The sequence below is a fragment of the Pseudomonas sp. MT92 genome (genome assembly GCF_058792515.1).
This window is the reverse complement of record NZ_JBXAFA010000006.1, coordinates 121670-147339: the sequence shown is the minus strand read 5'-3', so window position 1 is coordinate 147339 and position 25670 is coordinate 121670. Positions and strand designations below refer to the sequence as shown.

Genomic DNA, 25670 nt, shown 5'->3' with positions numbered 1-25670 from the left:
TCATGATCAAAGCGCGTTTTTCACCGGGTCAGGATCCCCATCCAGTGCCCGGTTTGTTGCTGGGTGCTGCGGTAGGACATTTTGAGCAGTTTCAAAAACGAAAAAATATAGACAAGAAACACTGCTGTCAAAGGTCGAAAGTGAACCATCAGTCAGAATGCAACTATTCGTCGCATGAATGACCTAGTGATTGAGTGGACGGAAGGGCGCGCCATAGAGCCTTTTGTTAACCAATGTCCTAGAATCCCGCCCAATATTTTCTACTGCCGCCAAGTCTGGAGCTGTCATGACCCCCGCATTGGATTTGTTGAAAAAAGTTCGGGCCGAACACCGAGTGCACAGCTATGAGCATGACCCGAAGGCTGCTTCCTATGGGCTGGAGGCGGCGGAGAAACTCGGGCTCGACCCTGCGCAGGTGTTCAAGACCTTGCTGGCAGCCAGTGAGAAAGGAGAGTTGCTGGTCGCGGTAGTGCCGGTTGCTGGCACTTTGGACTTGAAGGCCCTGGCTCACGCGGCCGGGGTGAAAAAGGTCGAAATGGCCGACCCGGCGGCGGCGCAGCGTTCAACCGGTTATCTGTTGGGGGGGATCAGCCCGTTGGGGCAGAAGAAGCGCTTGCGCACGTTTATCGATAATTCGGCTCAGCCTTTTGCGAGCATTTTTGTCAGCGCAGGTCGACGGGGTCTGGAGGTTGAATTGGCCCCTGCCGTGCTCGCCGAACACACCCAGGCGACGTTCGCTGACATCGGGCGTGCCTGAGCCGCTGTATGGCGAAAATTAGCCTGCACTGTCACTGGTGCAGCGTTTTCGGCCGCTGCATGCTCAAGGGCAAAACACAAGGAGACGGTTATGCAGCTTGAGTTTCACCAGGTCGATGCGTTCAGTGATCGGCCATTTGGCGGCAACCCGGCAATGGTTTACCGGCTCGATGCCTGGCTCGCCGATGAGTTGATGCAGAAAATCGCCGCGGAGCACAATCTCGCTGAAACGGCTTTCGTGGTACGTGAAGGGCAGGGTTGGCGCATCCGCTGGTTCACTCCGACCACCGAGGTTCCATTGTGCGGTCATGCAACGCTGGCCAGCGCTTATGTATTGTTTGAAATCTATAAAGAGCCGGTCGAGCGTCTGGATTTCACCTGTCAATCCGGTCCGCTGAGTGTGAGCCGCGACGGTGGGCGTCTGTGGCTGGACTTTCCGGCGATCGTTCCTTCGGAAATAGGTGTGAACCTGGATGTCGAGCGCGCCCTGGGCGTGGAAGCCATCGATGTGCTGGGTTCGAATGAGTTGTTCGTGGTGCTGGAGTCCGAGCAGGCGGTGCTCGACTGCAAGCCTGACATGGTTGCCCTGGCGAAGCTGCCCTGGCTGGGGGCGATCGTGACCGCCCGGGGCACTCAGCACGATTTCGTGTCGCGCTATTTCGCTCCGGCCATTGGCATCAATGAAGATCCCGTGACCGGGTCGACCCATTGCTGCCTGATTCCGTACTGGTCGGCGCGGTTGGGCAAGTCAAGCCTGACGGCTTATCAATGTTCGGCGCGGGGCGGAGAGTTGTTCTGCCGATTGGAGGGGGAGCGGGTGAAGATCGGTGGGAATGCGACGCTGATGGCGAGCGGAACGTTGATGCTGGATTAAACCGATTCCTTTGTGGGAACGAGCTTGCTCGCTCCCACAGGGATTGTGCTTCTCAGTGAGTAGCGCTGTACCGCCGGACACCGGATTCGACGACCGGAATCTGTGCCGCCGTGCTGCCGGAAGCGTGGAACAGCACCAGGTGTTCCGCCGCCACCCGAATGCCCACCTCCACACCCGCCTGATGATCGACATGGCTGGGGAAGATCGACTCCAGTTGCGCGCCGGTCGCCAGTTGCAGGCGATACAAGGTCGATGCGCCAAGGAACGTCTTGCCAACGATCCGCGCCTTCAGCGCGCTGTCCGGGGCATAGACGATATCGTCCGGACGCAACAACACATCCACTGCACCACCGACTGGCAAAGTGTAGGCACGGTTGCCGCGCAACACGCCCAATTCGGTCTGCACCGACTCAGGACTGCTCAGTTGGCCACGAATGAAGTAACCCTGGCCGATGAAGCTGGCCACAAAGGGTGTCAGCGGTTCGTGATAGAGGTTGTAGGGCGTATCCCACTGCTCCAGCCGACCTTCCTTGAACACGCCAACGTGATCACTGACGGCGAATGCTTCTTCCTGATCGTGGGTCACCAGAATCGCACTGGTGCCGCGTGCCTTGAGGATGTCACGAACCTCATGGCTGAGCTTGCGGCGCAATTCACCATCGAGATTGGAAAACGGCTCGTCGAGCAGTAGCAGCTGCGGCTCCGGCGCCAGGGCGCGGGCCAGGGCGACACGTTGCTGTTGGCCGCCGGAAAGCTCATGGGGGAAGCGCTTGCCGAGGTTTTTCAGGTTGACCAGTTCCAGCAGCTCTTCGGTGACGCGATCCTTTTGTGGGTGCTTGCGGATCCCGAAGGCAATGTTGTCGGCCACGCTCAAATGGGGAAACAGCGCGTAGTCCTGAAACACCATGCCGATGCGGCGCTTCTCCGGTGCAAGGGTGAAGCCTGCGCTGGAAATCGTTTCGCCAGCCAGCTGGATGTCACCTTCGTGCACCGGTTCGAAACCGGCAATCGCACGCAGGGTGGTGGTCTTGCCGCAGCCTGAAGAGCCGAGCAGGCAACCGATGTCGCCCGCATTCAAATGCAGGTTGAGGTTCTGCACGACCCGCTGGTCTTGATAGCCGCAGGCGAGGTTGCGCAGGTTAAGCAGGAGTGGCTGACTCATGCGTGGTGGTACGAAGGCGGAACGAGAAATTCGAGCAGGGCCTTTTGCGCGTGAAGACGGTTTTCAGCCTGGTCCCACGCGACCGAGCGCGGGTCGTCGAGCAGATCCACACTGATTTCTTCGCCCCGGTGCGCGGGCAGGCAGTGCATGAAAAGAACGTCGGGGGCAGCCAGGTCAAGCAGGGCACGATTGACCTGGTATGGCGCGAACAGCTCCAGACGCTTGGCGGTTTCCTCTTCCTGGCCCATGGAGGTCCAGACATCGGTGCTGACCAGATGCGCGCCGCGTACGGCATCTTTCGGATCACGCACGATGGTTACCCGATCGCCGGCCTGGGCCAGAAACTCCGGGTTCGGCTCATAGCCTTCCGGGCAGGCGACGCGCAACTGGAAGTCGAACTGGATCGCCGCTTCTATATAGCTGTTGCACATGTTGTTGCCGTCACCGATCCAGGCCACGGTCTTGCCCTGGATGGCGCCGCGGTGTTCGAGGAAGGTCTGCATGTCGGCCAGCAACTGGCACGGGTGCAAATCGTCGGACAGACCGTTGATCAGTGGCACGCGCGAATTGGCGGCGAACTCGGTCAGGGTGCTGTGGGAAAACGTGCGGATCATCACCGCATCGAGCATGCTCGACATGACGATGGCAGCATCACTGATCGGCTCTCCACGGCCCAGTTGGGTGTCGCGTGGCGACAGGAAGATCGCCTGGCCACCGAGCTGGATCATGCCGGCTTCGAAGGAAATGCGGGTGCGGGTCGAGGATTTTTCGAAAATCATCCCGAGCACGCGATTTTTCAGGGGCTCGAACAGTACGCCGCGGTTACGCAGGTCCTTGAGCTCAACGCCTCGACGGATCACGCTGACCAGCTCTTCGGGCGTGCAATCCATCAGGGAGAGAAAGTGCCTTGCGCTCATCATTGACTACCTTTTTGCTACAAACCGCAGATGCTCAAAGCCTTGTTTAACGGAACAACGGGCGAGACCTGCGGCGTAAGCCGCACGGGGCGACGAAATAAGGGAAGGCGCGATCTTATAATTAAATGTCGCGTCTTACCAATAGGGCTACGGTTTTTAGGGGATTTCAGAGGGGCTACGGGGTCACCGCAGTAGCGCTTTTGAAGCCTGTTTCCTGACAGTAGCCGGGTCTTTGTACACCGGCCCCGCTCAGCTTGGCAATCGAGCGAGGCGTTGGCGGTGTTGTGTGGTCGGTTTATGACCTGTTGTTTGCAGGCTTCGTGCACAGCGCTGCCAATCTGAAACATTTGCTAACGCAAGGTGCTGGGGTATAAATAAATCACGAGTGATGCAGGAAGCCTTGGCATGGAATCGAAAGAACAGCAGTTGATGGAATTGCTCGGCCTTACGGCCCGCTCCCTGACTCACCTGACCGCCTCGATGACCTCGATGTCCTTCGAACTCTTGCGAAGTGACGACAAAGTGACCCGGGAAGCCGCGCGACGCATGATCGACCGCATGGTTACCATCAGCGCCGGGCTGGACGAGCATTGGCGCCTGATCGGCGAACTGACCGGAGTGCAGGCCGCCCACGAACCGATCGAAACCCTCCAGCGGCTTCAGTCGCAGGTGCCGCCCAGGCTGCCATCGAGCTGATCGGCAGCGGCCATCGGCTGGCCTGATGGCCAGCAATTCACAAGACGAACATCGCTGGCGCGCTGGCGGGGCAGGCGCCATAGTTTTGTTCCCGCGGCCGACATTGCCCGCCCAGAACAAGACAGAGACTGGCCATGACCAAGACTCTCCATCACCGTGCGTGCCACCTGTGTGAAGCCATCTGCGGCCTGACCATCGAAACCACCGAACTCGAAGGCCGCGTGCAGATCACCTCGATCAAGGGCGATTCGCTGGATACGTTCAGCCGTGGGCATATCTGCCCCAAGGCTGTCGCCCTGCAGGACATTCAGAACGACCCGGACCGCCTGCATCAACCCATGTTACGCGTGGGCAGCGAATGGCAGCCTATCGAGTGGCAGGACGCTTTCAACCTTGTGGCCGAACGCCTGGCGGCGATTCAGGAGCGTCATGGGCAAAACGCGGTGGCGGTCTATCAAGGCAACCCCAGCGTGCACAACTATGGACTGATGACCCACAGCAATTACTTCCTCGGTCTGTTGAAAACCCGCAACCGGTTTTCCGCGACGTCGGTCGATCAATTGCCCCATCACCTGACCAGTCATTTGATGTATGGCCACGGTCTGCTGCTGCCGATCCCGGACATCGATCACACCGACTTCATGCTGATCCTCGGCGGTAATCCGCTGGCCTCCAACGGCAGCATCATGACCGTGCCGGATGTGGAAAAGCGCTTGAAGGCGATCCAGGCCCGGGGCGGTAAAGTGGTGGTGGTCGACCCGCGCCGCAGCGAAACGGCGGCGATCGCCGACCAGCATCTGTTCGTGCGCCCAGGTGGCGATGCAGCCTTGCTGTTCGGCTTGCTCAATACCTTGTTTGCCGAGGGCTTGACCCGCGACAGCCATTTGCCGGTGGATGGCCTGGATGAGGTGCGCGAGGCTGTTGCAGGTTTCACCGCCGAGGCCATGAGCCCGTTGTGCGCGGTGCCGGCCGAGCAGATCCGCCAGTTGGCGCGGGACTTCGCCGCCGCGCCAAGCGCGGTTTGCTATGGCCGCATGGGCGTCTCGACCCAAGCGTTCGGCACGCTGTGCCACTGGGTCGTGCAATTGATCAACCTGGTCACCGGTAACCTCGATCGCGTCGGGGGCGCGATGTGCACCGAGCCCGCGGTGGACCTGGTGGCCTCCACATCGGGTGGGCACTTCAATCTGTGGCAGAGCCGTGTGTCGGGGCGCCCCGAATATGCTGGCGAGTTGCCCGTGTCGGCGTTGGCCGAGGAGATGCTGACCGAGGGAGAAGGGCAGGTCCGTGCGCTGATCACCGTGGCGGGCAATCCGGTATTGTCCACGCCCAATGGCCGACAACTGGAACAGGCGCTGGACGGGCTGGAGTTCATGGTGAGCGTCGATTTGTACATCAATGAAACCACGCGCTATGCCGACCTGATCCTGCCATCCACCTCGGCGCTGGAAAACGACCACTACGACACCACGTTCAATATGTTTGCGGTGCGTAACGTCAGTCGTTTCAATCGCGCAATCCTGGCCAAGCCCGAAGGCGCGCTGCATGACTGGGAGATTTTCGTCGGGCTGGCCAAGGCCTTCGCCGCGAAAACCGGCAAGGAGTTGAAGCCGACCATGGCGCCGGCGCAGATGATCGATCGCGGTTTGCGCATGGGGTTGTATGGCGATGTCTCGGAACACAAACTGTCTTTGGCAACGCTGTTCGATCATCCCCATGGGGTCGATCTTGGGGCGCTGAAACCCAATCTGGCGCCACGTCTGAAAACTGCCAATCAGCGAATCCAGGCCGCTCCAGCCGCGATCCTTGCCGATCTGGCGCGCTTTGCTGCATTGCGGGCACCGGCTGCTGACGAGTTATTGATGATCGGCCGCCGTCATGTACGCAGCAATAACTCGTGGATGCACAACTATCACCGGTTGGTAAAAGGCAAGCCGCGTCATCAGTTGTTGATGCACCCGGATGATCTGGCCAGTCGCGGTTTGAGTGACGGGCAGCGTGTGCGGGTCAGCTCCCGGGTCGGCACGATCGAAGTTGAAGTGGTCGGCAGCCTGGATATGATGAAAGGTGTGGTCAGCCTTCCGCACGGTTGGGGCCATGCGCGACCCGGTGTGCAAATGACCATTGCCAGCGGCCAGCCAGGCTCCAGCGCCAACGACCTGACGGATGAGTGTCAACTCGATGAGTTGTCGGGCAATGCGGCGTTGAACGGTGTTCCGGTGACCGTGGCGGCGGCCTGATCGTATCTGACGGAGAGACCGAGCAGGGTGCTCGGCTTTCCGTTACAATGCGCCACCGTGCCGACCCATGAGTCGGAAAGTTCAGCCGAGGTGCTCCATGGATATCATCGAAACGATTAAAGAGCAGATTGCCAACAACACCATTCTGCTTTACATGAAAGGCTCGCCGAATGCCCCGCAGTGTGGCTTCTCCGCGAAAGCCGCGCAGGCCGTGATGGCGTGTGGTGAAAAGTTTGCGTACGTGGACATCCTGCAAAACCCGGAAATCCGCGCCAACCTGCCAAAATACGCCAACTGGCCAACCTTCCCGCAACTGTGGGTGGCGGGTGAGCTGGTTGGCGGTAGCGACATCATGACCGAGATGTCCGCTGATGGTTCGCTGCAGGCGCTGATCAAGGACGCTGCTGCCAAGGCTGCTGCCCAGAAGACCGAAGCCTGATTCGCTTCCTGTAGGAGCGAGCCCGCTCGCGATGGACTAAAGAGCGTTGTGGGGAACCGTTCCCCGCGTTATCGTTAACGACCATCGCAAGCAAGCTCAGCTCCTGCAAGAGCAAGTACAAAAAAAGCCCCGCCTCCTTGAAAGAGAGCGGGGCTTTTTATTGCATCGAGATCAATGGCGTAGAACTTACTCGTCTTCGCCCATCTGCGATTGCAGGTAGTTCTCGATACCAATCTTGTCGATCAGGCCAAGTTGAGTTTCCAGCCAGTCGATATGTTCTTCTTCGGACTCAAGGATATCTTCAAGCAGTTCACGGCTGCCGAAGTCACCCACTGTTTCGCAATGAGCAATGGCCACCTTGAGATCGGCATGACCGGTGCGTTCGATGCGCAGGTCGCACTCAAGCATTTCCTTGGTGTGTTCGCCGATGTGCAGCTTGCCCAGGTCCTGAACGTTCGGCAGCCCCTCCAGGAACAGGATGCGCTTGATCAGCTTGTCCGCGTGCTTCATCTCGTCAATGGACTCGTGGTACTCGTGCTTGCCGAGTTTGTTCAGGCCCCAATCCTCATACATGCGTGCATGCAGAAAGTACTGATTGATTGCGACCAGCTCATTGCCAAGGATTTTGTTGAGATGCTGGATGACTGTTACGTCGCCTTTCATGATGGGGTCCTGCCCTTTATTAGCTATCAATAAGTCGGAGTTTGAGCTGCACACTTAATAGTGTCAAACCTAAGTTATTGAAACTTATATGAAAATTAATAGGAATAAGAATGTTTGTGTTCCGCGTCTGGAACATAAGCGATTGATTTGCGGGCATAAAAAAACCGGACAGGCGTCCGGTTTTTTGAAATACGGTATTTATGCTGCTGTAAATTCTGCTGGAAAAGGAATCGCTGCCTGGGCCGTTTGCAGTTTCGTCAGGGTCTCGCGTACCACTTCCTTGGCGAGGCAGGCACATTTGCCGCATTGACCGGCAACGCCGGTAGCCTGGCGGACTTCCTTGTAGCTGCAGCATCCTTCATAGATCGCATCGCGGATTTGGCCGTCGGTGACGCCAGTGCAGAGGCAAACATACATAAGTGAAGACCGTCGCTTGTTTATGCTCGAATGCGGTGGATCTTAATGTTAACGAGAATGATTGTCAAAGTGCTTTATGAACGCTTTTCCCGGTACTGACGAACGGTTGCTTCCAGGACAGGTGAAACGAAATTCGGCCTGGCGTTTTCAGGCGTCGAGGGAAAAACCGTTGAGGACAGGTCAAACACGCAGTGTATGATGGCCGGTCTTTCCGAAACGGGTTTGTGTCACAGGGCTGTCGCCTGAGGGTGGCAGGCTGGCACCAACCTTGTTTTTACGTTTCTACACCAGGAGATATCCAATGAGCGTACTCGTAGGCAAACAAGCCCCTGACTTCACCGTACCGGCCGTACTCGGCAATGGCGAAATCGTTGACAGCTTCACCCTGTCTTCGGCCATCAAAGGCAAATACGGCCTGGTGTTCTTCTACCCGCTGGACTTCACCTTCGTTTGCCCGTCCGAGCTGATCGCTCTGGACCACCGCCTGGCTGACTTCAAGGCGCGCAATGTGGAAGTGGTTGCTGTGTCGATCGACTCGCACTTCACCCACAACGCATGGCGCAACACCCCGGTGAACAACGGCGGTATTGGCCAGGTGGGTTACACCATGGCTGCCGACATCAAGCAGGAAATCATGAAGGCCTACGACGTTCAGTCCGCTGACGGCGTTGCTTTCCGTGGCGCGTTCCTGATCGACGACAAAGGCGTTGTTCGCTCGCAGATCGTCAACGACCTGCCACTGGGCCGTAACATGGAAGAGCTGATCCGTCTGGTCGACGCTCTGCAATTCCACGAAGAGCACGGCGAAGTTTGCCCTGCCAACTGGAAAAAAGGCGACAAAGGCATGAACGCTTCGCCAGAAGGCGTTGCGGCTTACCTGACTGAGCACGCTGCTGCTCTGTAAGGCACGTTCCAGGTACAAAAAAACCGGCCTTCGAGGCCGGTTTTTTTATGGGTGTTTTTTATGCTTTCTGTTGGAGCGAGCCTGCTAGCGATGAACGCTGGATACCGCAGAGAGCCAGATCCCCCGCGTTATCGTTGACCACTATTGCGAGCAGCCTCGCTCCTACAGGTCAATCGTCGAAATCTTCCCAGCCGCCCATCTGTTTCCAGCGGTTGACGATGCCGCAGAACAGCTCGGCCGTCTTCTCGGTGTCGTAGCGAGCCGAGTGAGCCTCGCGACCATCGAAGTCGATATCGGCTGCCTGACAGGCCTTGGCCAGCACGGTTTGGCCGTAAGCCAGACCGGCCAGGGTCGCGGTATCGAAACTGGAGAACGGGTGAAACGGATTGCGCTTCATGTCCAGGCGCGCGACCGCAGCGTTGAGGAAGCCCAAGTCGAAGCTGCTGTTATGTCCGACCAGGATCGCCCGTTTGCATCCATTGGCCTTGAGGGCCTTGCGTACGCCACGGAAGATGTCGTTCAGGGCTGTTTCTTCACTCACGGCCATGCGCAACGGGTGATCGAGCTTGATCCCGGTGAATTCCAGGGCGGCGGCTTCGATGTTCGCGCCTTCGAACGGCTCGACACGGAAGAAGTAGGTGTGATCCGGGTACACAAACCCCTTTTCATCCATGGCGATGGTGGTCGCGGCAATTTCCAGCAGGGCGTCGGTGGCCGAGTTGAAACCACCGGTTTCTACGTCGACGACAACGGGCAGGTAACCACGAAACCTGGCAGCCATTGGATGACGGGGACCGCCTCCGCCGCCATGACCTTCCTGTTCGTCGTCGAAATGCTCTTCACTCACGCGTGTTCCTCCAGCAGGCGCCAGCGCAGTTTTTCACCGGCGCGCAGCGGGATAACGGTCAGCTCGCCAAACGGCAGGCTGGTGGGGGCGGTCCATTCTTCGCGGACCAGGGTGATGCGATCGGTGTTCGCCGGCAGGCCATAGAAACGCGGGCCGTTGAGGCTGGCGAAGGCTTCCAGCTTGTCCAGCGCATTGCGCTGTTCGAAGGCTTCGGCATACAACTCGATCGCGGCATAGGCGGTGTAGCAGCCAGCGCAGCCACAAGCGGCTTCTTTGGCATGCTGGGCGTGGGGCGCCGAGTCTGTGCCGAGGAAGAACTTCTCGCTGCCGCTGGTGGCGGCGTCGAGCAGGGCTTCCTGGTGCGTATTGCGCTTGAGGATCGGCAGGCAGTAGAAGTGCGGACGAATCCCGCCCACCAGCATGTGGTTGCGGTTGTATAGCAGGTGATGCGCTGTGATGGTCGCGCCCACGTTGGCCGAAGCCGAGTTGACGAACTGCACGGCGTCTGTGGTCGTGATGTGTTCGAACACCACTTTCAGGGTCGGGAAACGCTCGACCACACGGCGCATGTGCTCATCGATGAAGATCTTTTCGCGGTCGAATACATCGACATCGCCACGGGTGACTTCGCCGTGGATCAACAAGGGCATTCCGACTTCGGCCATGGCCTCCAGTGCGGGAAAGATCTTGTCGATGCTGGTGACGCCAGAGTCCGAGTTGGTGGTCGCGCCGGCCGGGTACAGCTTGGCGGCGTGGACGAAACCGCAGGCCTTGGCCTCGCGAATTTCTTCAGGCTGGGTGCGGTCGGTCAGGTACAGGACCATCAGCGGTTCGAAATGGCTGCCGGCCGGGCGAGCAGCGAGAATCCGCTGGCGATAGCCGTCGGCCTCAGCCGCATTACGGACCGGCGGAACCAGGTTGGGCATGATGATGGCGCGACCAAAGGTGCGCGCAACATCCGCAACGGTATTGGTCAACACGGCACCATCGCGAAGATGAATGTGCCAGTCGTCGGGACGCAGCAGGGTCAGGCGGTCGGACATGAGGGGATTCCAGGCGGGTCAAACTGAGGGGAATGCTACCGGAAAAGACTCTTGCAGGCACTCGCTATCAAGTTTTACGGGAAGCTTCCGATATCCAACAGGTATGCCGTAAACATATGTGTGTCGGTCTTTTTGTTGTAGAAGCCAGTGGAGCCTCCCGTGCGCCAGCGTTATTTAGCCTTGCTCAGTGTGTTTGCCAGCCTTCCTGCGATGGCGCTCACTTTCCAGACCCGACTGGAGAGCATCGAGTGGACGGTCGAAGGTGACAAGTTCGAATGCAGACTGACCCAGCCGATCACTGATTTTGGCTCGGGACAATTCGTGCGCCGTGCTGGCGAGCAGGCGACGTTTCGTCTGAATGCCTACAACGCCATGATGGGTGGCGGGTCGGCCACCTTGCTGGCGGCGGCTGCGCCGTGGCAACCGGGGCGGGGCGATATCAACCTGGGTTCGGTGAGAATCGGCAGCGGCAATGTGCTGTTCAACAGTTCGCAGGTGCAGGCGGGGCGATTGATCAGTGGCCTGATGGACGGACGCAGCCCTGTGATCCGGCATTCTTCGGGGGATGGGCGTGTGTCGGAAGTGCGGTTGCTGCCGGTCAAGTTCAGCAAGGCGTTTGCCGACTATCAGGGTTGCGTGGCGAAGTTGTTGCCGCAGAACTTCGAGCAGGTGAAACAATCCGAAGTTGGTTTCCCTGGTGGCGGTATCGACCTGGATGCGGCGGCGAAAGCCAAGCTGCAGGTGATGCTGGAGTACATGAAGGCCGATCCGACGGTCAATCACATCGAACTCGACGGTCATTCCGACAACAGCGGCAACCGCCTGACCAACCGCGACCTGTCACGGCGCCGGGCCCTGGCGGTCATGGAGTTCTTCAAGGCCAATGGCATTCAGGAATCGCAGGTCACCATGCGCTTCCACGGTGAGCGTTACCCACTGGCACCCAACACAAACAATGCCAATCGGGCCAAGAACCGTCGGGTCGCCGTTCGCCTGGAACGCGGAGCTCCGCCAGAGCAGGTGGCCCCGCAGGCCACGAAGCCAGCCACATCGGCGACCTCCTGACTCGCCGGTCATCGTCGCGCTCTCGACATAATCTGTCGCTTCGTCGTCATAAGCTGTCGCGCCTCTGTAAATTATCCTGCATGAGCGGTAGACTTCCCGGCTTTCCGTAGAACCCCGTGGAGTGATGGCATGGCGGACGTAAACAAGGTCGTTCTGGCGTATTCCGGCGGCCTGGACACTTCGGTGATCCTCAAGTGGCTGCAGGATACTTATAACTGTGAAGTGGTGACCTTCACCGCTGACCTGGGTCAGGGCGAAGAGGTCGAACCGGCACGCGCCAAGGCTCAGGCCATGGGCGTGAAAGAGATCTACATCGACGACTTGCGCGAAGAGTTCGTGCGCGATTTCGTTTTCCCGATGTTCCGCGCCAACACCGTTTACGAAGGCGAGTACCTGCTGGGTACTTCCATCGCTCGTCCGTTGATCGCCAAACGCCTGATCGAAATCGCCAACGAAACCGGCGCAGACGCCATTTCCCACGGCGCTACCGGCAAGGGCAACGACCAGGTTCGTTTCGAACTGGGCGCCTATGCCTTGAAACCAGGCGTGAAAGTGATTGCCCCTTGGCGCGAGTGGGACCTGCTGTCCCGCGAGAAGCTGATGGACTACGCCGAGAAGCACGCAATCCCGATCGAGCGTCACGGCAAGAAGAAATCCCCGTACTCGATGGATGCCAACCTGTTGCACATCTCCTATGAAGGCGGCGTGCTGGAAGACACCTGGACCGAGCACGAAGAAGACATGTGGCGTTGGACCGTCTCCCCGGAGAAGGCGCCTGACAAGCCGCAGTATCTGGAATTGACCTACCGCAACGGCGACATCGTCGCACTGGACGGCGTCGAAATGACCCCGGCTACCGTGCTGGCGACGTTGAACCGTATCGGTGGTGAACACGGCATCGGCCGTCTGGACATCGTCGAGAACCGTTACGTGGGCATGAAGTCCCGTGGCTGCTACGAGACACCTGGCGGCACCATCATGCTGCGCGCCCACCGTGCGATCGAATCGATCACCCTGGACCGCGAAGTGGCTCACCTCAAGGACGAGTTGATGCCGAAGTACGCCAGCCTGATCTACACCGGCTACTGGTGGAGCCCGGAGCGTCTGATGCTGCAGCAGATGATCGACGCGTCCCAGGCTCACGTGAATGGCGTTGTGCGCCTGAAGCTGTACAAGGGCAATGTGATCGTGACCGGTCGCAAGTCCGACGAGTCGTTGTTCGACGCCAACATCGCGACCTTCGAGGAAGATGGCGGCGCCTACAATCAGGCCGACGCGGCGGGTTTCATCAAGCTCAACGCATTGCGCATGCGCATTGCTGCGAACAAGGGCCGGAAGCTTTTCTAAGGCCTTTGAGCGGGTAAGGGATTTGTGGCCTCGTCATCGACGAGGCCACAAGCCCGAAATAGTGTTTATCTGGTCCTTCGACATCGCGATTTTCTTGTCACCCTCTTTATCTGCTATCTGTCTCCCTCTGATATTTCCCGCGCGTCTCTGATATCGATTGGCCGCTATGGTCAATGACCGTCACCTCATGTGTGTTCAAATTGTAAGCAGCGCAACATGTGGCGCTATGGCGCTTGCGCGTCAGCTTGGAATGTTTGATTGCACAGTTTTTCAGTATGGCCTCCGATTCTGCGCAGGTGAGAAACAAAATCACGTGTGCCTGCCTGTCCCGTGGCCTCTCGATATTCTCCAATAAAGCGCTGAATTCGATTTTTTTGCTCAGGCAGCGTGCATCAATGATGCATAACTCCTTGAGCAGCGTGGTCATTCGGATGTGATGTTCAACCGAGGGCAGACCCTGCAAGCCTGGGTCTACGAGCGAGGCCTGAGCGGCGCAGGGGGGCGAAGCGGATCGCCCGGCATCCACTGGCTTATGCCGTTCAGTATGTTCACTTGACGTCGTTGAGTGGCTGTTTTCTGGATGCTTGGACTTGTCCAGCACTTTTATGAAGTGCTTTCCCTTGTCAAAATCTGAAGGCGCATACAGCGAGCGATAATTAAAGTTGAGTGTGACGAAAAATAGAAGCAGTAAATAAAAGGGGAAGCTGATCAGGAACCATATGTAGATTTCTCTCTCCTTATTATCCAGAAAGGGTAGAGAAATCGCTGCGGATGTTTCAGAAAGTGTTGCGAATATCGCGATAACGGTCATGGGGTTGGTGATTCTTTTTTTGAGTTTTGTCATGTTGTTCACTCATATATAATTTGTCTTTTCTCGGTGACTTAATAACGATATTTTGGTTGGGTGTTGTTAATGATTTGGATTTGTATAGGAAGTATATCCATTTTAATGTGTGTGAGCGTTGTGTTGATTTAATTTGGCTTGGCTGGAAGTGGGTTTTAAATTGTGTCTTTGTAATGATTGTTTGTCAGATTTTCTTCGCTGTAAGAGTAAGTGGATACGTGGTGTGTGATATTTCTGGTATGAATATAAGTACGGAAAATATCGGTTACTTTTTGGCCGTGGTTGAGTGTGCTGTATCAGCCAGACTGCGGTTGCTCCGATTTTTTGCTCAACTTTTTTGTCGTAAATTGATACGAAAAACCGTTGAGAATTGAATTGTCTTCCCGTGGGTTTCGTTTTCGATGCCTTGCTGAGACGGTTTTTTTGTAAGACTAATCCGCGATATTTGTAGGGAATGTCTCTCGGTGTAGGTGGCCGGGGGGGGGCGGCATGCCATGGGTGAAACGACTAGGCTATTGTGCGGGCTCTAAAAATTCGAACAGCGAAATTGGACTGCCCATGAATAAAGTGCTGATCGTGGATGATCACCCCGTCATTCGTCTTGCGGTACGTATGCTGATGGAACGTCATGGCTACGAAGTCATTGCAGAAACAGATAATGGCGTGGATGCATTGCAACTTGCGCGTGAACATATGCCGGACATTGTCATTCTGGATATTGGAATACCGAAACTGGATGGGTTGGAAGTCATTGCCCGACTATCATCCACTGCGATGCCAATGAAAGTGTTGATATTGACGTCCCAGGCGCCTGGACATTTTTCCATGCGTTGCATGCAGTCGGGGGCTGCCGGGTATGTCTGCAAGCAGCAGGACCTCACTGAGTTGCTCAGTGCAATAAAGGCCGTTTTGTCCGGTTACAGCTACTTTCCCAATCAGGCCTTGCATACCGTACGCGCTAGTTTGGGTAACGCCAGTGAAGCCGATATGGTGGATCGTCTGTCAGGGCGGGAAATGATGGTCTTGCAACAGTTGGCCAAGGGCAAGACTAACAAGGAGATTGCCGATGGGATGTTCCTTAGTAACAAAACCGTTAGTACTTACAAGACTCGCCTGCTGTTGAAACTCAATGCGCGCTCTCTGGTGGACCTGATTGAATTGGCCCAGCGCAACGGGCTGGTGTGATTGCATCAGTATTTGGCGCTCAGCGATGAGCGGCATTTACCGTACAGCAGCCAAAGTAAAAAGCCTCCGTTTCGGGAGGCTTTTAGGTGTCATAAGTCAAAGTCGTAATCGGCCAATTGCTTTTGCAGTCGGCGCTCCTCCAGCAGATTGTCGATGGTACGGCGTTTGCTCAGGTTGGTTTTCGCCACTTCAACCACAGGTTCAGCGTCATCGGCCTCAATGGGGGTAAAGTCGTCTTCTACGTCCAATTGCTCTTTGCCAGTGCTCATTTAGTTACTCCAGGCTAAGACTGCCTTTGGGGCTCCTTATATCGACAATCTCCCGGCGGGTAAAAAAGATTTTTTCAATCGATAAATCAATAAATCCAATAGTGCCTCAATCGTCGGAGGTCTTGTGCTTGTATTCGCACAGGTCTTCGATGCGACAACTGCCGCAGCGGGGCTTGCGAGCCAGGCAAACATAGCGCCCGTGAAGGATCAGCCAGTGATGGGAATCGAGCAGGTATTGCTTGGGCACGAATTTCATCAGTTTTTTCTCGACCTCGACCACATTCTTGCCCGGCGCAATGCCGGTGCGGTTGCTGACTCGGAAGATATGGGTGTCCACGGCCATGGTCAGTTGGCGGAATGCTGTGTTGAGCACCACGTTGGCGGTCTTGCGGCCAACACCGGGCAGCGCTTCCAGTTCCTCTCGGGTCTGCGGCACTTCGCCAGCATGGCGCTCCACCAGCAGGCGACAGGTTTCGATCACGTTCTTTGCTTTGCTGTTGTACAGGCCGATGGTCTTGATGTATTCCGACAGTCCGTCGACGCCCAGGGCATACATCGCCGCCGGCGTATTGGCGACCGGGAACAGTTTCGCCGTGGCCTTGTTGACGCCGACATCGGTCGATTGCGCCGAGAGAATCACAGCGATCAGTAATTCAAACGGTGAGGAATAGGCCAGTTCGGTCTTCGGTTCCGGGTTGTCTTCATGCAGCCTGCGGAAAATTTCCAGACGTTTTGCGGCATTCATGGGCAGTGAGTTTCCTCGAAGACGTTCAATTTAAGGTGTGGGGCGGTGCCAGATTTGCCAGAGGGCAATCAGCAATCCCAGCAGAATGAATCCGCCAGGGGCCAGCGTGGTCAGGCGCAAGCCACCGTCGGTGGTTAAGATCCAGCCTTCCCAATGCGCTGGCGAGGCATTCGTCAGCCATGACAGGTGGCTGCCGAAGGTCCCGCGGCCAATGAGTTCCCGGAGCAGCCCCAAGCCCACCATCAATACGCCGAACAAGCCATACAACCGCAGGCGAGCCGGCCAGGTTCTCTGGAAAAATCCAGTGCAGTCCAACACCACGCATTGCAAGGCAACCAGCCCGGCATAAATGCCCAGGTCCTGATGCCATTGCAGCGACCAGAGTTGGGCGCCGAGTTCCGCGCAACTGGTCAATGTGGCGGCGAGCAGCACGCTTGCCAGCAAGTGCGTCGCCGGGAGCAGTCGAGGCCGCAATGCATTCATGCACAGGGCGAAAACGCTGGTCACCATGATGAACGTCAGCGTGAAGCCCGCAGCGGTCATCAGCGAGCCGGTAGCGCCGATCAACGGTGCAAGCATCAGCGAGTTTTGCACAAGGAATGATTTATTCATGGGAAGGACTCCCGAACAGTGCTTGCCGGTGTTCATCGCAATAGCGCAGAGCGTCATGGGTGGCGTTGATCACCGCTCTTGATGTGATGGTCGCGCCCGCGATCTGATCGAATTGCCCCTGATCCTTTTTCAGCGCCCAGCCATTGTCGCCAGGATCTGTCCGAGACTTGCCGGAAAACATCTGAAGCCAGGCATTCGGCCAATCGGCGATCCGTGCGCCAAGCCCCGGGGTTTCGGATTGCTTCAGGGTTTTGACCCCCACCAACCGGCCATTGGCATCGACGGCGATCAGCAAGTCGATGGCGCCGGCATAACCCAGGGTCTGACTGCGCAGCAACACGGCATAGGGCTGGCCGGACTTGCTTGCCAGGTAGCCACCCAGCAGCGTGCTGTTGGTCAAGGCTGTGACGTCGAGAGCGAGCGGCTGTTCCAGTGGCTGATTGTCGTAGCTGTCCGGCGGCAACAGGTCAAGCAAGTTACGACTGTCGATCAGGTGCTGTTGGGCGGCAATGCGGGAGGCGCTGGTGTGTTGCACGAAGTACGTCGAGCCAATGCCAAGACCTGCCATGACCACAAGGATCGCAACGCTCGATGCTCGGCTCATGGCGAAATCCGTTCCTGCCTGGACGCGACAAACCGCTCCAGCGCCGGTACACACAGGTTCATTAACAGGACGGCGAATGCCACGCCGTCGGGATAGCCACCCCAGGTGCGAATCAGATAGGTCAGCAGTCCGACACCCGCGCCGAACAGCAGTCGTGCGCCGGGGCTTTTCGCACCGGACACCGGTTCCGTCACGATGAAAAATGCCCCCAGCATGCTGGCGCCGCTGAGCAGATGAAACAGCGGCGAACCATGGGAGTCGGAGCCCGAACCGTTCCAGCACAACAAGCTGATAAGGAACAGGCTGGCGAGCATGCCGACTGGCGCGTGCCAACTGAACAGGCGCTGTTGCAGCAGAAAAGCGCCGCCCGCCAGAAACGCCAGATTCACCCATTCCACACCTCGACCACCGAATTGGCCAAAGGCAGGATGAGTGGCGAACAGTTCATCCATGGTCAGGCTTTTGTTGATCCTCAAGCCATCCAGTGCCGTGGCCTGGACCCAGGCATCCGGCAACTGACCAAAACCGAAAACTTGCTGGAGTCCGCCCATCAGGTCCATACCGTGGGAGGATGGCCAGTGCGTCATTTGTTGCGGAAACGTCACCAGCACCAGGGCAAAGCCAAGCATCGCCGGATTGAACGGATTTTTGCCCACGCCCCCATACAAGTACTTGCCGAACAGCATGGCAGACGCGGCGGCACTGACCGTCAACCACCAAGGGCAGTAAGGCGGCAGGGCCAGGGCCAGCAATGTCGCGCTGACCAGTGCACTGCCGTCGCTCAGGGTCGGCTGGAGTAACCGCTTGCGCAACTTCAACACCGCCGCTTCAGCGGCCAAAGCGCTCACCGCCGCCAGAACCAGGTTGATCAAGACCCCCCAGCCGTACAGCCAGAACAACGTGAGCATGCCCGGCAACGTAGCCAGGAGTACCCGCTGCATGGCCTGCTGAAGGCGCTCGTCGACCGTGTCAAGGGGTGACATGGGCATCCACCTGACGCTCGGCTTCCTGCAGGCGAGCGCGAGCCTTTTCCATCTGTTCGGCGGGGGTGTCGGCGCGACGTTCGAGTTTGCTGACGTCAGCGCGGGCATAGGCCAGTTCGGTCTTCAGTTGCCGAAGCTGGCTGTCGATCGGACGCTTTTCCACGCGCGTCAGGTCTGGCAAGGGTTGTCCGCTGAGCGCTTCGGCGGCATGCAAGGCTTGCTCGGCCTCGCTGAGCGCACGTTCCAGGGTTTCGATCTGTTCAGCGGGCGCTTGAAGGGTCTGAGCCTTTTTGAGTTCGGCGCGGCGCATGGCCAACTGGATCTTGGCCCGTTTCAGATCGGCATCTTTTACTGGTGCAACGGCGGGCGCGGGCGCAGCCGTGCTTCCCAGCAGCGCCAAGGCCTGCTCGGCCGCTTCGAACTGCTGCTGCAGGACCACCAACTGCGATTGCTGCTCGAAGGTCGGCGGATGGCCGAAGGCCTTGAGCGATTTGTTCAATTGCGCCCGACTCATCGCCAGATCGATCTTGGCTTTCTTCAGTGCGGCATCGGCAGTGGCGGCCTTTTGCGCGCGGACGCGTTCAAGGGCGGCCTGCACCGGGTCAAGCGTCGCTGCGCTGGGTTGGGCGGCACGTTGCGCCCGGGCCTGTCGTTCGGCCGCCTTCAGTTCTTCTTCACGTTGCAAGCGGGCGTTGCGTTGCTCGAAACGGCGCCGCGCCCGATTGCGTTTGGCCGTGCGGGCGCGTTGCTCTTCAAGGCTGAATGCCAGGCCGCCGACAATCGGCAGCACTGCGGAGATCGGCAACGGATGCATTTCAATGCAGTCGACCGGGCAGGGGGCCACGCAGAGGTCGCAGCCGGTGCACTCGTCGATGATGACCGTGTGCATCAGTTTGGCCGCGCCGACGATGGCGTCTACCGGGCAGGCCTGGATGCATTTGGTGCAACCAATACATTCGGCCTCGCGGATATAGGCGATCTGCGCCGGAGCCGAGCCACGGCTGGTGTCCAGTTCCAGCACCGGTACGAGCAGCAGTTCGGCCAGGGCATTGATGGTTTCGCTGCCGCCCGGCGGGCACTTGTTGATGGGCTCGCCGCTGGCGATACCTTCGGCGTAGGGCTTGCATCCGGGATGGCCGCACTTGCCGCATTGAGTCTGTGGCAAGAGGGCGTCGATGCGTTGAATCAGACTCATGTTTTGATCAGTCCGCTGAATCCGAGAAAAGCCACTGCGATCAGTCCGGCGCTGATCAGGTCGATCGGCAGGCCGCGGAAGGGCAGCGGAACATCGTTATCGAGTGTGCGTTGGCGCAGGTCTTGAAACAGGCTCAGCACCAGCCAGAAACCCAGCCCGGCACCCAGGCTCAGGGCGATGGCGTGAAAGAGCCCTTGGTCATCCTCGGCGTTGAGCAGCGCTACGCCAAGTACGCCCGCGTTGCCCAGCAGCAACAACCAGAGCCCCTCGAAGGAGAGTGTCGGGAATATCCGCTCCAGCAACGTCAGCAACGGAGCGATCAACAACACGCTCAACGGCAGAAACACAAACAGCCGCAGTGATGCCATGTCCAACGGCACCAGCAACCCGTGGTAAAGCGCATGACCAAGGGTGCCGACAATCAACATCAGGCACGTGGTCGCGAGGCCCAGTGCATGGACCTGCTGGCGCTTGCTGCCCAGCAGCGGATCGACACCCAGCGGCCAGTGCAACACGAGGTTGTTGATCAGGGCTGCACTGATAAGCGTAAGAAGCGTTTCGGTCATGATCGTGCCGGCTAGAACGGGGCTTTTTAACGGGAGCGGTCTAAAAAGCTTAGGCATTATCCGGCAAGGGCGGAGGGTGGGCCAGACATGAAAATCCCACAGTCGCGCCAGGCACGACTGTGGGATCGGTTTGCCGCAGTAACCTTACTTGATCCGCTGACCAGGCTTGGCGCCGCTGTCAGGGCTGAGCAGGTAGATTTCTTCGCCACCAGGGCCGGCCGCCATCACCATGCCTTCGGAGATGCCGAACTTCATTTTGCGGGGCTTGAGGTTGGCGATCATCATGGTCAGCCGACCATCGAGCTTGGACGGGTCCGGGTAAGCGCTCTTGATGCCGGAGAACACGTTGCGTTGCTCGTCACCGATGTCGAGGGTCAGGCGCAACAGCTTATCGGCCCCTTCCACGTGCTCGGCCTTGACGATCAGGGCGACGCGCAGGTCGACCGCCGCAAAGGTGTCGAACTCGATTTCCGGTGACAGCGGATCCTTGGCCAACTCGCCGTTACCGGTCGTGGCGGCGGCGCCGGTGTCGGTCTGGCTGGCGGTCAGGTCTTCTTTCGATGCATCGGTCATGGCTTGCACTTTGACCGGGTCGATCCGGGTCATCAGCGGCTTGAACTCGTTCAGCTGATGGTTGGCGAGCCAGGTCGCATGGTCGTTCCAGGTCAACGGGGCGACGTTGAGGAACGCCTCGGCATCGGCGGCCAGCAGTGGCAGCACCGGTTTGAGGAAGATCACCAGTTGGCGGAACAGGTTGACGCCGGTGGCGCAGATAGCCTGCACCTCGTCTTGCTTGCCTTCCTGTTTGTTCAGCGACCACGGTGCCTTGTCAGCGATCCAGGCGTTGGCGCGGTCCGCCAGGCCCATGATTTCGCGCATGGCGCGGGCGAAGTCGCGGGCTTCATAGGCGTCGGCGATGCCTGGCGCGGCGGCCAGGAACGCTTCGGTCAATTCCGGCGCGGCGTTGGTGTCGACCATCACGCCGGCGTTGCCTTTGTGGATGAAACCGGCGCAGCGGCTGGCGATGTTGACGACTTTGCCCACCAGGTCGGAGTTGACCTTCTGCACGAAGTCTTCGAGGTTCAGGTCCAGGTCATCGACGCCACGGCTCAGTTTGGCCGCGTAGTAGTAACGCAGGTATTCCGGCGACAGGTGATCCAGGTAGGTCCGGGCCTTGATGAAGGTGCCGCGGGACTTGGACATTTTCTGGCCGTTGACGGTCAGGTAACCGTGCACATTGATGCCGGTCGGCTTGCGGTAGCCCGCACCTTCAAGCATTGCGGGCCAGAACAGGGCGTGGAAGTTGACGATGTCCTTGCCGATGAAGTGATACAGCTCGGCGCTGGAGTCCTTGCCCCAGAACGCGTCGAAGTCCAGCTCCGGCGTACGGCTGCACAGGTTCTTGAAGCTCGCCATGTAGCCGATCGGCGCGTCCAGCCAGACGTAGAAGTATTTACCCGGCTCGTCGGGGATCTCGAAACCGAAGTACGGCGCATCGCGGGAGATGTCCCACTGTTGCAGGCCCGCGTCCAGCCATTCGGCGATCTTGTTGGCGACGGCGTCTTGCAGAGTGCCGCTGCGGGTCCAGGTTTGCAGCATTTCCTGGAAGTCCGGCAGCTTGAAGAAGAAGTGCTGGGAATCCTTGAGCACCGGAGTGGCGCCGGAAATTGCCGACTTCGGATCTTTCAGATCGGTCGGTGCGTAGGTCGCGCCGCATTTTTCGCAGTTATCGCCGTACTGGTCTTCGGTGCCGCATTTCGGGCAGGTGCCCTTGATGAAGCGGTCGGCCAGGAACATTTTCTTTTCCGGGTCGAAATACTGGGTGATCGAGCGCGTGGCGATGTGCCCGGCGTCGCGCAGCTTCAGGTAGATCTGGCTCGACAGCTCACGGTTTTCTTCAGCGTGAGTGGAGTGGAAGTTGTCGAAGTCCACCAGGAAGTCGGCAAAGTCGGCGCTGTGTTCAGCCTGGACGTTGGCGATCAGTTGTTCCGGGGTGATGCCTTCCTTTTCCGCGCGCAGCATGATCGCCGAACCGTGGGCGTCGTCGGCGCAGACATAAATGCATTGGTTGCCGCGGTGCTTCTGGAAGCGCACCCACATATCGGTCTGGATGTATTCCAGCATATGGCCGAGGTGGATCGAACCATTGGCATAGGGCAGGGCGCTGGTGACGAGAATCTTGCGTGGCTCGGACATGGGGCTCGGCTACTTGATGAAACGGAGGTCGGCCACTATAAAGCGCCGGCGCATATTTTTCACCCCATGGCTCAGGGGAGTTGTTTTGCAAGCCCCTCGCCGCAGGAAATTTTCCAGCCTCGCCACAAATCTGTGTCCGGCGTAGGATACCCGCCTGATTTTCCAGTCTCGTTATCGGAGTTGCCCATGAGCGCCGTCAATCGCGCAGCGGTGGAAGCCGTCCTTCGCCAGTACACCGACCCTTATCTGAACCAGGACCCGGTCAGCGCCGGATGCGTGCGCAGCGTCGATATTGCGGGCGATCGCGTCAACGTCCAGCTTGAGCTGGGCTATGCCGCCGGTCTGTTCAAAAGTGGCTGGGCGCAACTGTTGCAGATGGCTATCGAAGGCCTGGACGGCGTGACGACGGCGCGTGTCGAGATCACCAGCGTCATTGCCGCGCACAAGGCTCAGGCTCAGATTCCGGGCCTGGCCAACGTCAAGAATGTGGTGGCCGTGGCCTCCGGCAAGGGCGGCGTGGGCAAATCCACCACCGCCGCCAACCTGGCATTGGCCCTGGCTCGCGAAGGGGCCAAGGTGGGCATTCTGGATGCGGACATTTATGGCCCAAGCCAGGGCATCATGTTTGGCATCGCTGAAGGCACCCGGCCGCAGATCAAGGATCAGAAGTGGTTCGTGCCGATCCAGTCCCATGGCGTCGAAGTGATGTCCATGGCGTTCCTGACCGATGACAACACGCCGATGGTCTGGCGCGGGCCGATGGTTTCCGGTGCCTTGTTGCAACTGGTGACACAGACCGCGTGGGGCGATCTGGATTACCTGGTCATCGACATGCCGCCAGGCACCGGTGACATCCAGCTGACCCTGGCGCAGAAAGTCCCTGTGGCCGGCGCGGTGATCGTCACCACGCCACAAGACCTGGCCTTGCTCGACGCGCGCAAGGGCGTGGAAATGTTCCGCAAAGTGAACATTCCGGTGCTCGGCGTGGTGGAAAACATGGCCGTGCACATCTGCTCCAACTGCGGACATGCCGAGCATCTGTTCGGTGAGGGCGGTGGTGTGAAGCTGGCCGACCAGTATGGGGTGGAGCTACTGGCCTCGCTGCCGCTGGCAATGACCATCCGCGAACAGGCTGACGGTGGAAAGCCAACGGTGATCGCCGAGCCGGACAGCCCGATTGCGCTGGTCTATCAGGAGCTGGCCCGTCATGTCGGCGCGCGTATCGTATTGCAGGAAGCCGCGACCCCGGCGATGCCGAACATCACTGTCAGCGACGATTGATGATTTGAAGCACGATCCTTTGTAGGAGCGAGCCTGCTCGCGATGGTGTGTCATTCGACACAGTGATGTCTGACCCACCAACGCGAGCAGGCTCGCTCCTACCGTTGTTTTGCGGTGGCCTTAAATGCGCAACCCGCCATCCATTTCCAGAATCCGGCCGGTGTAATAGTCATTTTCGAAGATGTACGCCGCCGAATGGGCGATCTCTTCCGGTTTGCCCATGCGCTTGAGCGGAATCCCGGAGGTCATTTTCTCCAGTGCTTCAGGTTTCATGCCCAGGGTCATTTCGGTTTCGATGAAACCCGGTGCAATGCCGGCCACACGAATGCCGTAGCGCGCCAGTTCCTTGGCCCAGGTCACGGTCGCCGCCGCAACGCCGGCCTTGGCGGCGGAGTAGTTGGTCTGACCGACGTTGCCGGCGCGGGAAATCGACGAGATATTGATGATCGCGCCGCCGTTCTTCAGCTCGACCATTTTCGCCGCGACTTCACGGGTGCACAGGAACACGCCGGTCAGGTTGACGTCGATGACCGACTGCCATTGGGCCAGACTCATCTTGGTCATTTCACCGTCCTTGACCTTGAGCAGCAGGCCGTCACGCAGGATTCCGGCGTTATTGATCAGGCCATGGATCGCGCCGAAGTCTTCGGCGACCTGGGCCACCATGTGGGTCACTTGCTCTTCGTTGGCGACGTTGCACAGGTAGGCGCGGGCCTCGACACCCTTGGCCTTGCAAGCCGCAACGGCGTCGTCGAGCTTTTCCTGGTTCAGATCGACCAGCGCCAGTTTCGCACCCTTGCCGGCGAAATACTCGGCCATGGAACGGCCTAAACCCTGGCAACCGCCAGTGATAATGATTACTTTGTCAGTGAGTTGCATTCGCATGCCCCGGTAGCAGGTCTAGAGTGGTTTCGTTGGCGAGAGCCTCTCGATCGGCGCCTGGCGTGGCCCGGCTGCACATGAGAACTGCCCTGTTGGCGATCTGGTACTTTCGCCAGGCGCCCGTCCGTTTTTATGACGGATTCTATATAAGGAGTCATAAATTGAGCGTTGAAGCTGCCAAGCATGCCCGAGAATTGCTGCTCAAGGAATACCGCGGGGTACTCTCCACGCATTCCAAGGCAATGCCCGGTTTTCCGTTCGGCTCCGTGGTTCCGTACTGTCTGGATGCCCAGGGCTGGCCGCTGATCCTGATCAGCCGTATCGCCCAACACACCCATAACCTGCAAAAAGATCCGAAATGTTCGCTCTTTGTCGGAGAACGCGGGGCCGAAGACGTGCAAGCAGTGGGGCGCCTGACTTACCTGGCCGAGGCGCAACAGCTCGAGGACGAGGCAGATATCGAAGCAGCCGCTGAGCGTTACTATCGCTATTTCCCGGAATCGCAGAACTATCACCAGGCCCATGATTTCGATTTCTGGGTGCTCAAGCCTGTGCGCCATCGTTATATCGGCGGTTTTGGCGCCATTCACTGGGTCAACGAACTGACCCTGGCCAATCCTTTTGCCGGCAGGGCCGAAGTAAGCATGGTCGAACACATGAATGCCGATCACGCCAAGGCCATCGCCCATTACGTCGATCTGGCGGGATTACCGAAAACCTCACCGGCGCAGATGGTCGGTATCGATAGCGAGGGCATGCACCTGCGCATTGGCCAGGGGCTTCACTGGTTGCCGTTCCAAGCGCCATGTAATACTCCGACACAAGTTCGCGAAGCCTTGGTTTTCCTGGCTCATGCAGAACAATGGCCGAAAAATGAAGTGGCTGACGCTTGAATTCACGAAACGGCGACGTCATCTAGGGATTACTGGCAAGGCATT

27 protein-coding genes are annotated in these 25670 nt (G+C 58.4%); 11 read left to right on the top strand and 16 right to left on the bottom strand.

Annotated elements, in window-relative coordinates; genetic code table 11:
• Positions 1 to 286 precede the first annotated feature (286 nt).
• On the top strand, positions 287 to 757 hold the full coding sequence (gene ybaK / locus AC1Q6D_RS13300) for a Cys-tRNA(Pro) deacylase (RefSeq protein ID WP_047532707.1): 471 nt from the start codon (positions 287 to 289) through the stop codon (positions 755 to 757).
• Positions 758 to 847: 90 nt separating this feature from the next.
• Complete coding sequence (locus tag AC1Q6D_RS13295) at positions 848 to 1630, top strand: PhzF family phenazine biosynthesis protein (protein WP_103403891.1); 783 nt, start codon at positions 848 to 850, stop codon at positions 1628 to 1630.
• 52 nt (positions 1631 to 1682) lie between these two features.
• Here the strand turns inward: AC1Q6D_RS13295 and AC1Q6D_RS13290 are convergent, their stop codons facing one another.
• Both AC1Q6D_RS13290 and argF read right to left on the bottom strand, forming a co-directional pair.
• Entirely contained in the window at positions 1683 to 2792 is a 1110-nt protein-coding gene (locus AC1Q6D_RS13290) for an ABC transporter ATP-binding protein (protein WP_103403892.1), read from the bottom strand.
• Positions 2789 to 3709 carry an ornithine carbamoyltransferase gene (argF, locus tag AC1Q6D_RS13285; RefSeq protein ID WP_103403893.1) on the bottom strand — a complete coding sequence of 307 codons (921 nt, stop codon included), beginning with the start codon at positions 3707 to 3709 and terminating at the stop codon, positions 2789 to 2791. The genes AC1Q6D_RS13290 and argF overlap by 4 nt, the downstream gene beginning before the upstream one ends.
• Before the next feature lie 405 nt (positions 3710 to 4114).
• Between argF and plzR the strand changes: the two genes are divergently transcribed.
• The 3 genes from plzR to grxD all read left to right on the top strand — a co-directional run bounded on the left by plzR (position 4115) and on the right by grxD (position 7084).
• Positions 4115 to 4405, top strand: a complete 291-nt coding sequence (plzR, locus tag AC1Q6D_RS13280) for a PlzR type 4 pili assembly inhibitor (protein ID WP_103403894.1) — start codon at positions 4115 to 4117, stop codon at positions 4403 to 4405.
• 134 nt (positions 4406 to 4539) lie between these two features.
• Positions 4540 to 6645 carry a molybdopterin oxidoreductase family protein gene (locus tag AC1Q6D_RS13275; RefSeq protein ID WP_103403895.1) on the top strand — a complete coding sequence of 702 codons (2106 nt, stop codon included), beginning with the start codon at positions 4540 to 4542 and terminating at the stop codon, positions 6643 to 6645.
• 97 nt (positions 6646 to 6742) lie between these two features.
• Positions 6743 to 7084 (top strand): Grx4 family monothiol glutaredoxin, encoded by a 342-nt coding sequence (gene grxD, locus AC1Q6D_RS13270; protein ID WP_047532696.1) that lies wholly within the window; start codon positions 6743 to 6745, stop codon positions 7082 to 7084.
• Between the two features lie 186 nt (positions 7085 to 7270).
• Here grxD and bfr read toward each other — a convergent pair whose 3' ends face one another.
• Both bfr and AC1Q6D_RS13260 read right to left on the bottom strand, forming a co-directional pair.
• Positions 7271 to 7747, bottom strand: a complete 477-nt coding sequence (gene bfr / locus AC1Q6D_RS13265) for a bacterioferritin (protein ID WP_090324906.1) — start codon at positions 7745 to 7747, stop codon at positions 7271 to 7273.
• 198 nt (positions 7748 to 7945) lie between these two features.
• Positions 7946 to 8164, bottom strand: a complete 219-nt coding sequence (locus tag AC1Q6D_RS13260; protein ID WP_081997943.1) for a bacterioferritin-associated ferredoxin — start codon at positions 8162 to 8164, stop codon at positions 7946 to 7948.
• 301 nt (positions 8165 to 8465) lie between these two features.
• On the opposite strand from AC1Q6D_RS13260, the gene AC1Q6D_RS13255 reads away from it, so the two are divergent.
• The gene (locus tag AC1Q6D_RS13255; RefSeq protein ID WP_047532691.1) at positions 8466 to 9068 is read left to right on the top strand and encodes a peroxiredoxin; all 603 of its coding nucleotides are present in this window, start codon (positions 8466 to 8468) and stop codon (positions 9066 to 9068) included.
• A 169-nt stretch (positions 9069 to 9237) separates the two neighbouring features.
• Here the strand turns inward: AC1Q6D_RS13255 and rnt are convergent, their stop codons facing one another.
• Both rnt and pyrC read right to left on the bottom strand, forming a co-directional pair.
• A complete protein-coding gene (gene rnt, locus AC1Q6D_RS13250) occupies positions 9238 to 9915 on the bottom strand; it encodes a ribonuclease T (protein WP_047532689.1) in 678 nt (225 codons plus the stop codon).
• Entirely contained in the window at positions 9912 to 10958 is a 1047-nt protein-coding gene (gene pyrC, locus AC1Q6D_RS13245; protein WP_047532687.1) for a dihydroorotase, read from the bottom strand. The genes rnt and pyrC overlap by 4 nt, the downstream gene beginning before the upstream one ends.
• Before the next feature lie 159 nt (positions 10959 to 11117).
• Here pyrC and AC1Q6D_RS13240 point away from each other — a divergent pair, with 159 nt between their 5' ends.
• Together AC1Q6D_RS13240 and AC1Q6D_RS13235 are read left to right on the top strand one after the other, a co-directional pair.
• Positions 11118 to 12023, top strand: a complete 906-nt coding sequence (locus AC1Q6D_RS13240) for a flagellar protein MotY (RefSeq protein WP_103403896.1) — start codon at positions 11118 to 11120, stop codon at positions 12021 to 12023.
• A 129-nt stretch (positions 12024 to 12152) separates the two neighbouring features.
• The gene (locus AC1Q6D_RS13235) at positions 12153 to 13370 is read left to right on the top strand and encodes an argininosuccinate synthase (RefSeq protein WP_020799894.1); all 1218 of its coding nucleotides are present in this window, start codon (positions 12153 to 12155) and stop codon (positions 13368 to 13370) included.
• A gap of 106 nt (positions 13371 to 13476) precedes the next feature.
• On the opposite strand, the gene AC1Q6D_RS13230 is transcribed toward AC1Q6D_RS13235, so the two are convergent.
• The gene (locus AC1Q6D_RS13230; RefSeq protein ID WP_103403897.1) at positions 13477 to 14214 is read right to left on the bottom strand and encodes a hypothetical protein; all 738 of its coding nucleotides are present in this window, start codon (positions 14212 to 14214) and stop codon (positions 13477 to 13479) included.
• A 558-nt stretch (positions 14215 to 14772) separates the two neighbouring features.
• Between AC1Q6D_RS13230 and AC1Q6D_RS13225 the strand changes: the two genes are divergently transcribed.
• The gene (locus tag AC1Q6D_RS13225; RefSeq protein WP_047532683.1) at positions 14773 to 15399 is read left to right on the top strand and encodes a response regulator transcription factor; all 627 of its coding nucleotides are present in this window, start codon (positions 14773 to 14775) and stop codon (positions 15397 to 15399) included.
• Positions 15400 to 15488: 89 nt separating this feature from the next.
• Here the strand turns inward: AC1Q6D_RS13225 and AC1Q6D_RS13220 are convergent, their stop codons facing one another.
• The 8 genes from AC1Q6D_RS13220 to metG all read right to left on the bottom strand — a co-directional run bounded on the left by AC1Q6D_RS13220 (position 15489) and on the right by metG (position 22569).
• Positions 15489 to 15668 (bottom strand): PA3496 family putative envelope integrity protein, encoded by a 180-nt coding sequence (locus AC1Q6D_RS13220; protein ID WP_047532681.1) that lies wholly within the window; start codon positions 15666 to 15668, stop codon positions 15489 to 15491.
• A 106-nt stretch (positions 15669 to 15774) separates the two neighbouring features.
• The gene (gene nth / locus AC1Q6D_RS13215; protein WP_103403898.1) at positions 15775 to 16413 is read right to left on the bottom strand and encodes an endonuclease III; all 639 of its coding nucleotides are present in this window, start codon (positions 16411 to 16413) and stop codon (positions 15775 to 15777) included.
• A 30-nt stretch (positions 16414 to 16443) separates the two neighbouring features.
• Positions 16444 to 17025, bottom strand: coding sequence for an Rnf-Nqr domain containing protein (locus tag AC1Q6D_RS13210; RefSeq protein WP_103403899.1), 582 nt, complete (start codon positions 17023 to 17025; stop codon positions 16444 to 16446).
• The gene (locus tag AC1Q6D_RS13205; RefSeq protein ID WP_090464775.1) at positions 17018 to 17629 is read right to left on the bottom strand and encodes an RnfABCDGE type electron transport complex subunit G; all 612 of its coding nucleotides are present in this window, start codon (positions 17627 to 17629) and stop codon (positions 17018 to 17020) included. The genes AC1Q6D_RS13210 and AC1Q6D_RS13205 overlap by 8 nt, the downstream gene beginning before the upstream one ends.
• The gene (locus tag AC1Q6D_RS13200) at positions 17626 to 18612 is read right to left on the bottom strand and encodes an RnfABCDGE type electron transport complex subunit D (protein WP_103403900.1); all 987 of its coding nucleotides are present in this window, start codon (positions 18610 to 18612) and stop codon (positions 17626 to 17628) included. The genes AC1Q6D_RS13205 and AC1Q6D_RS13200 overlap by 4 nt, the downstream gene beginning before the upstream one ends.
• Positions 18599 to 19807 carry an electron transport complex subunit RsxB gene (rsxB, locus tag AC1Q6D_RS13195; RefSeq protein ID WP_103403901.1) on the bottom strand — a complete coding sequence of 403 codons (1209 nt, stop codon included), beginning with the start codon at positions 19805 to 19807 and terminating at the stop codon, positions 18599 to 18601. The genes AC1Q6D_RS13200 and rsxB overlap by 14 nt, the downstream gene beginning before the upstream one ends.
• Entirely contained in the window at positions 19804 to 20373 is a 570-nt protein-coding gene (locus AC1Q6D_RS13190; RefSeq protein WP_103403902.1) for an electron transport complex protein RnfA, read from the bottom strand. The genes rsxB and AC1Q6D_RS13190 overlap by 4 nt, the downstream gene beginning before the upstream one ends.
• Before the next feature lie 144 nt (positions 20374 to 20517).
• Positions 20518 to 22569: a methionine--tRNA ligase gene (gene metG / locus AC1Q6D_RS13185; RefSeq protein ID WP_103403903.1), complete on the bottom strand. Its 2052-nt coding sequence runs from the start codon at positions 22567 to 22569 to the stop codon at positions 20518 to 20520.
• Between the two features lie 186 nt (positions 22570 to 22755).
• Between metG and apbC the strand changes: the two genes are divergently transcribed.
• Complete coding sequence (gene apbC, locus AC1Q6D_RS13180) at positions 22756 to 23850, top strand: iron-sulfur cluster carrier protein ApbC (protein ID WP_103403904.1); 1095 nt, start codon at positions 22756 to 22758, stop codon at positions 23848 to 23850.
• Between the two features lie 120 nt (positions 23851 to 23970).
• Here the strand turns inward: apbC and AC1Q6D_RS13175 are convergent, their stop codons facing one another.
• Positions 23971 to 24729, bottom strand: a complete 759-nt coding sequence (locus AC1Q6D_RS13175) for an SDR family oxidoreductase (protein WP_103403905.1) — start codon at positions 24727 to 24729, stop codon at positions 23971 to 23973.
• Between the two features lie 164 nt (positions 24730 to 24893).
• Between AC1Q6D_RS13175 and AC1Q6D_RS13170 the strand changes: the two genes are divergently transcribed.
• Entirely contained in the window at positions 24894 to 25625 is a 732-nt protein-coding gene (locus AC1Q6D_RS13170) for a HugZ family pyridoxamine 5'-phosphate oxidase (protein WP_103403906.1), read from the top strand.
• Positions 25626 to 25670 lie beyond the last annotated feature (45 nt).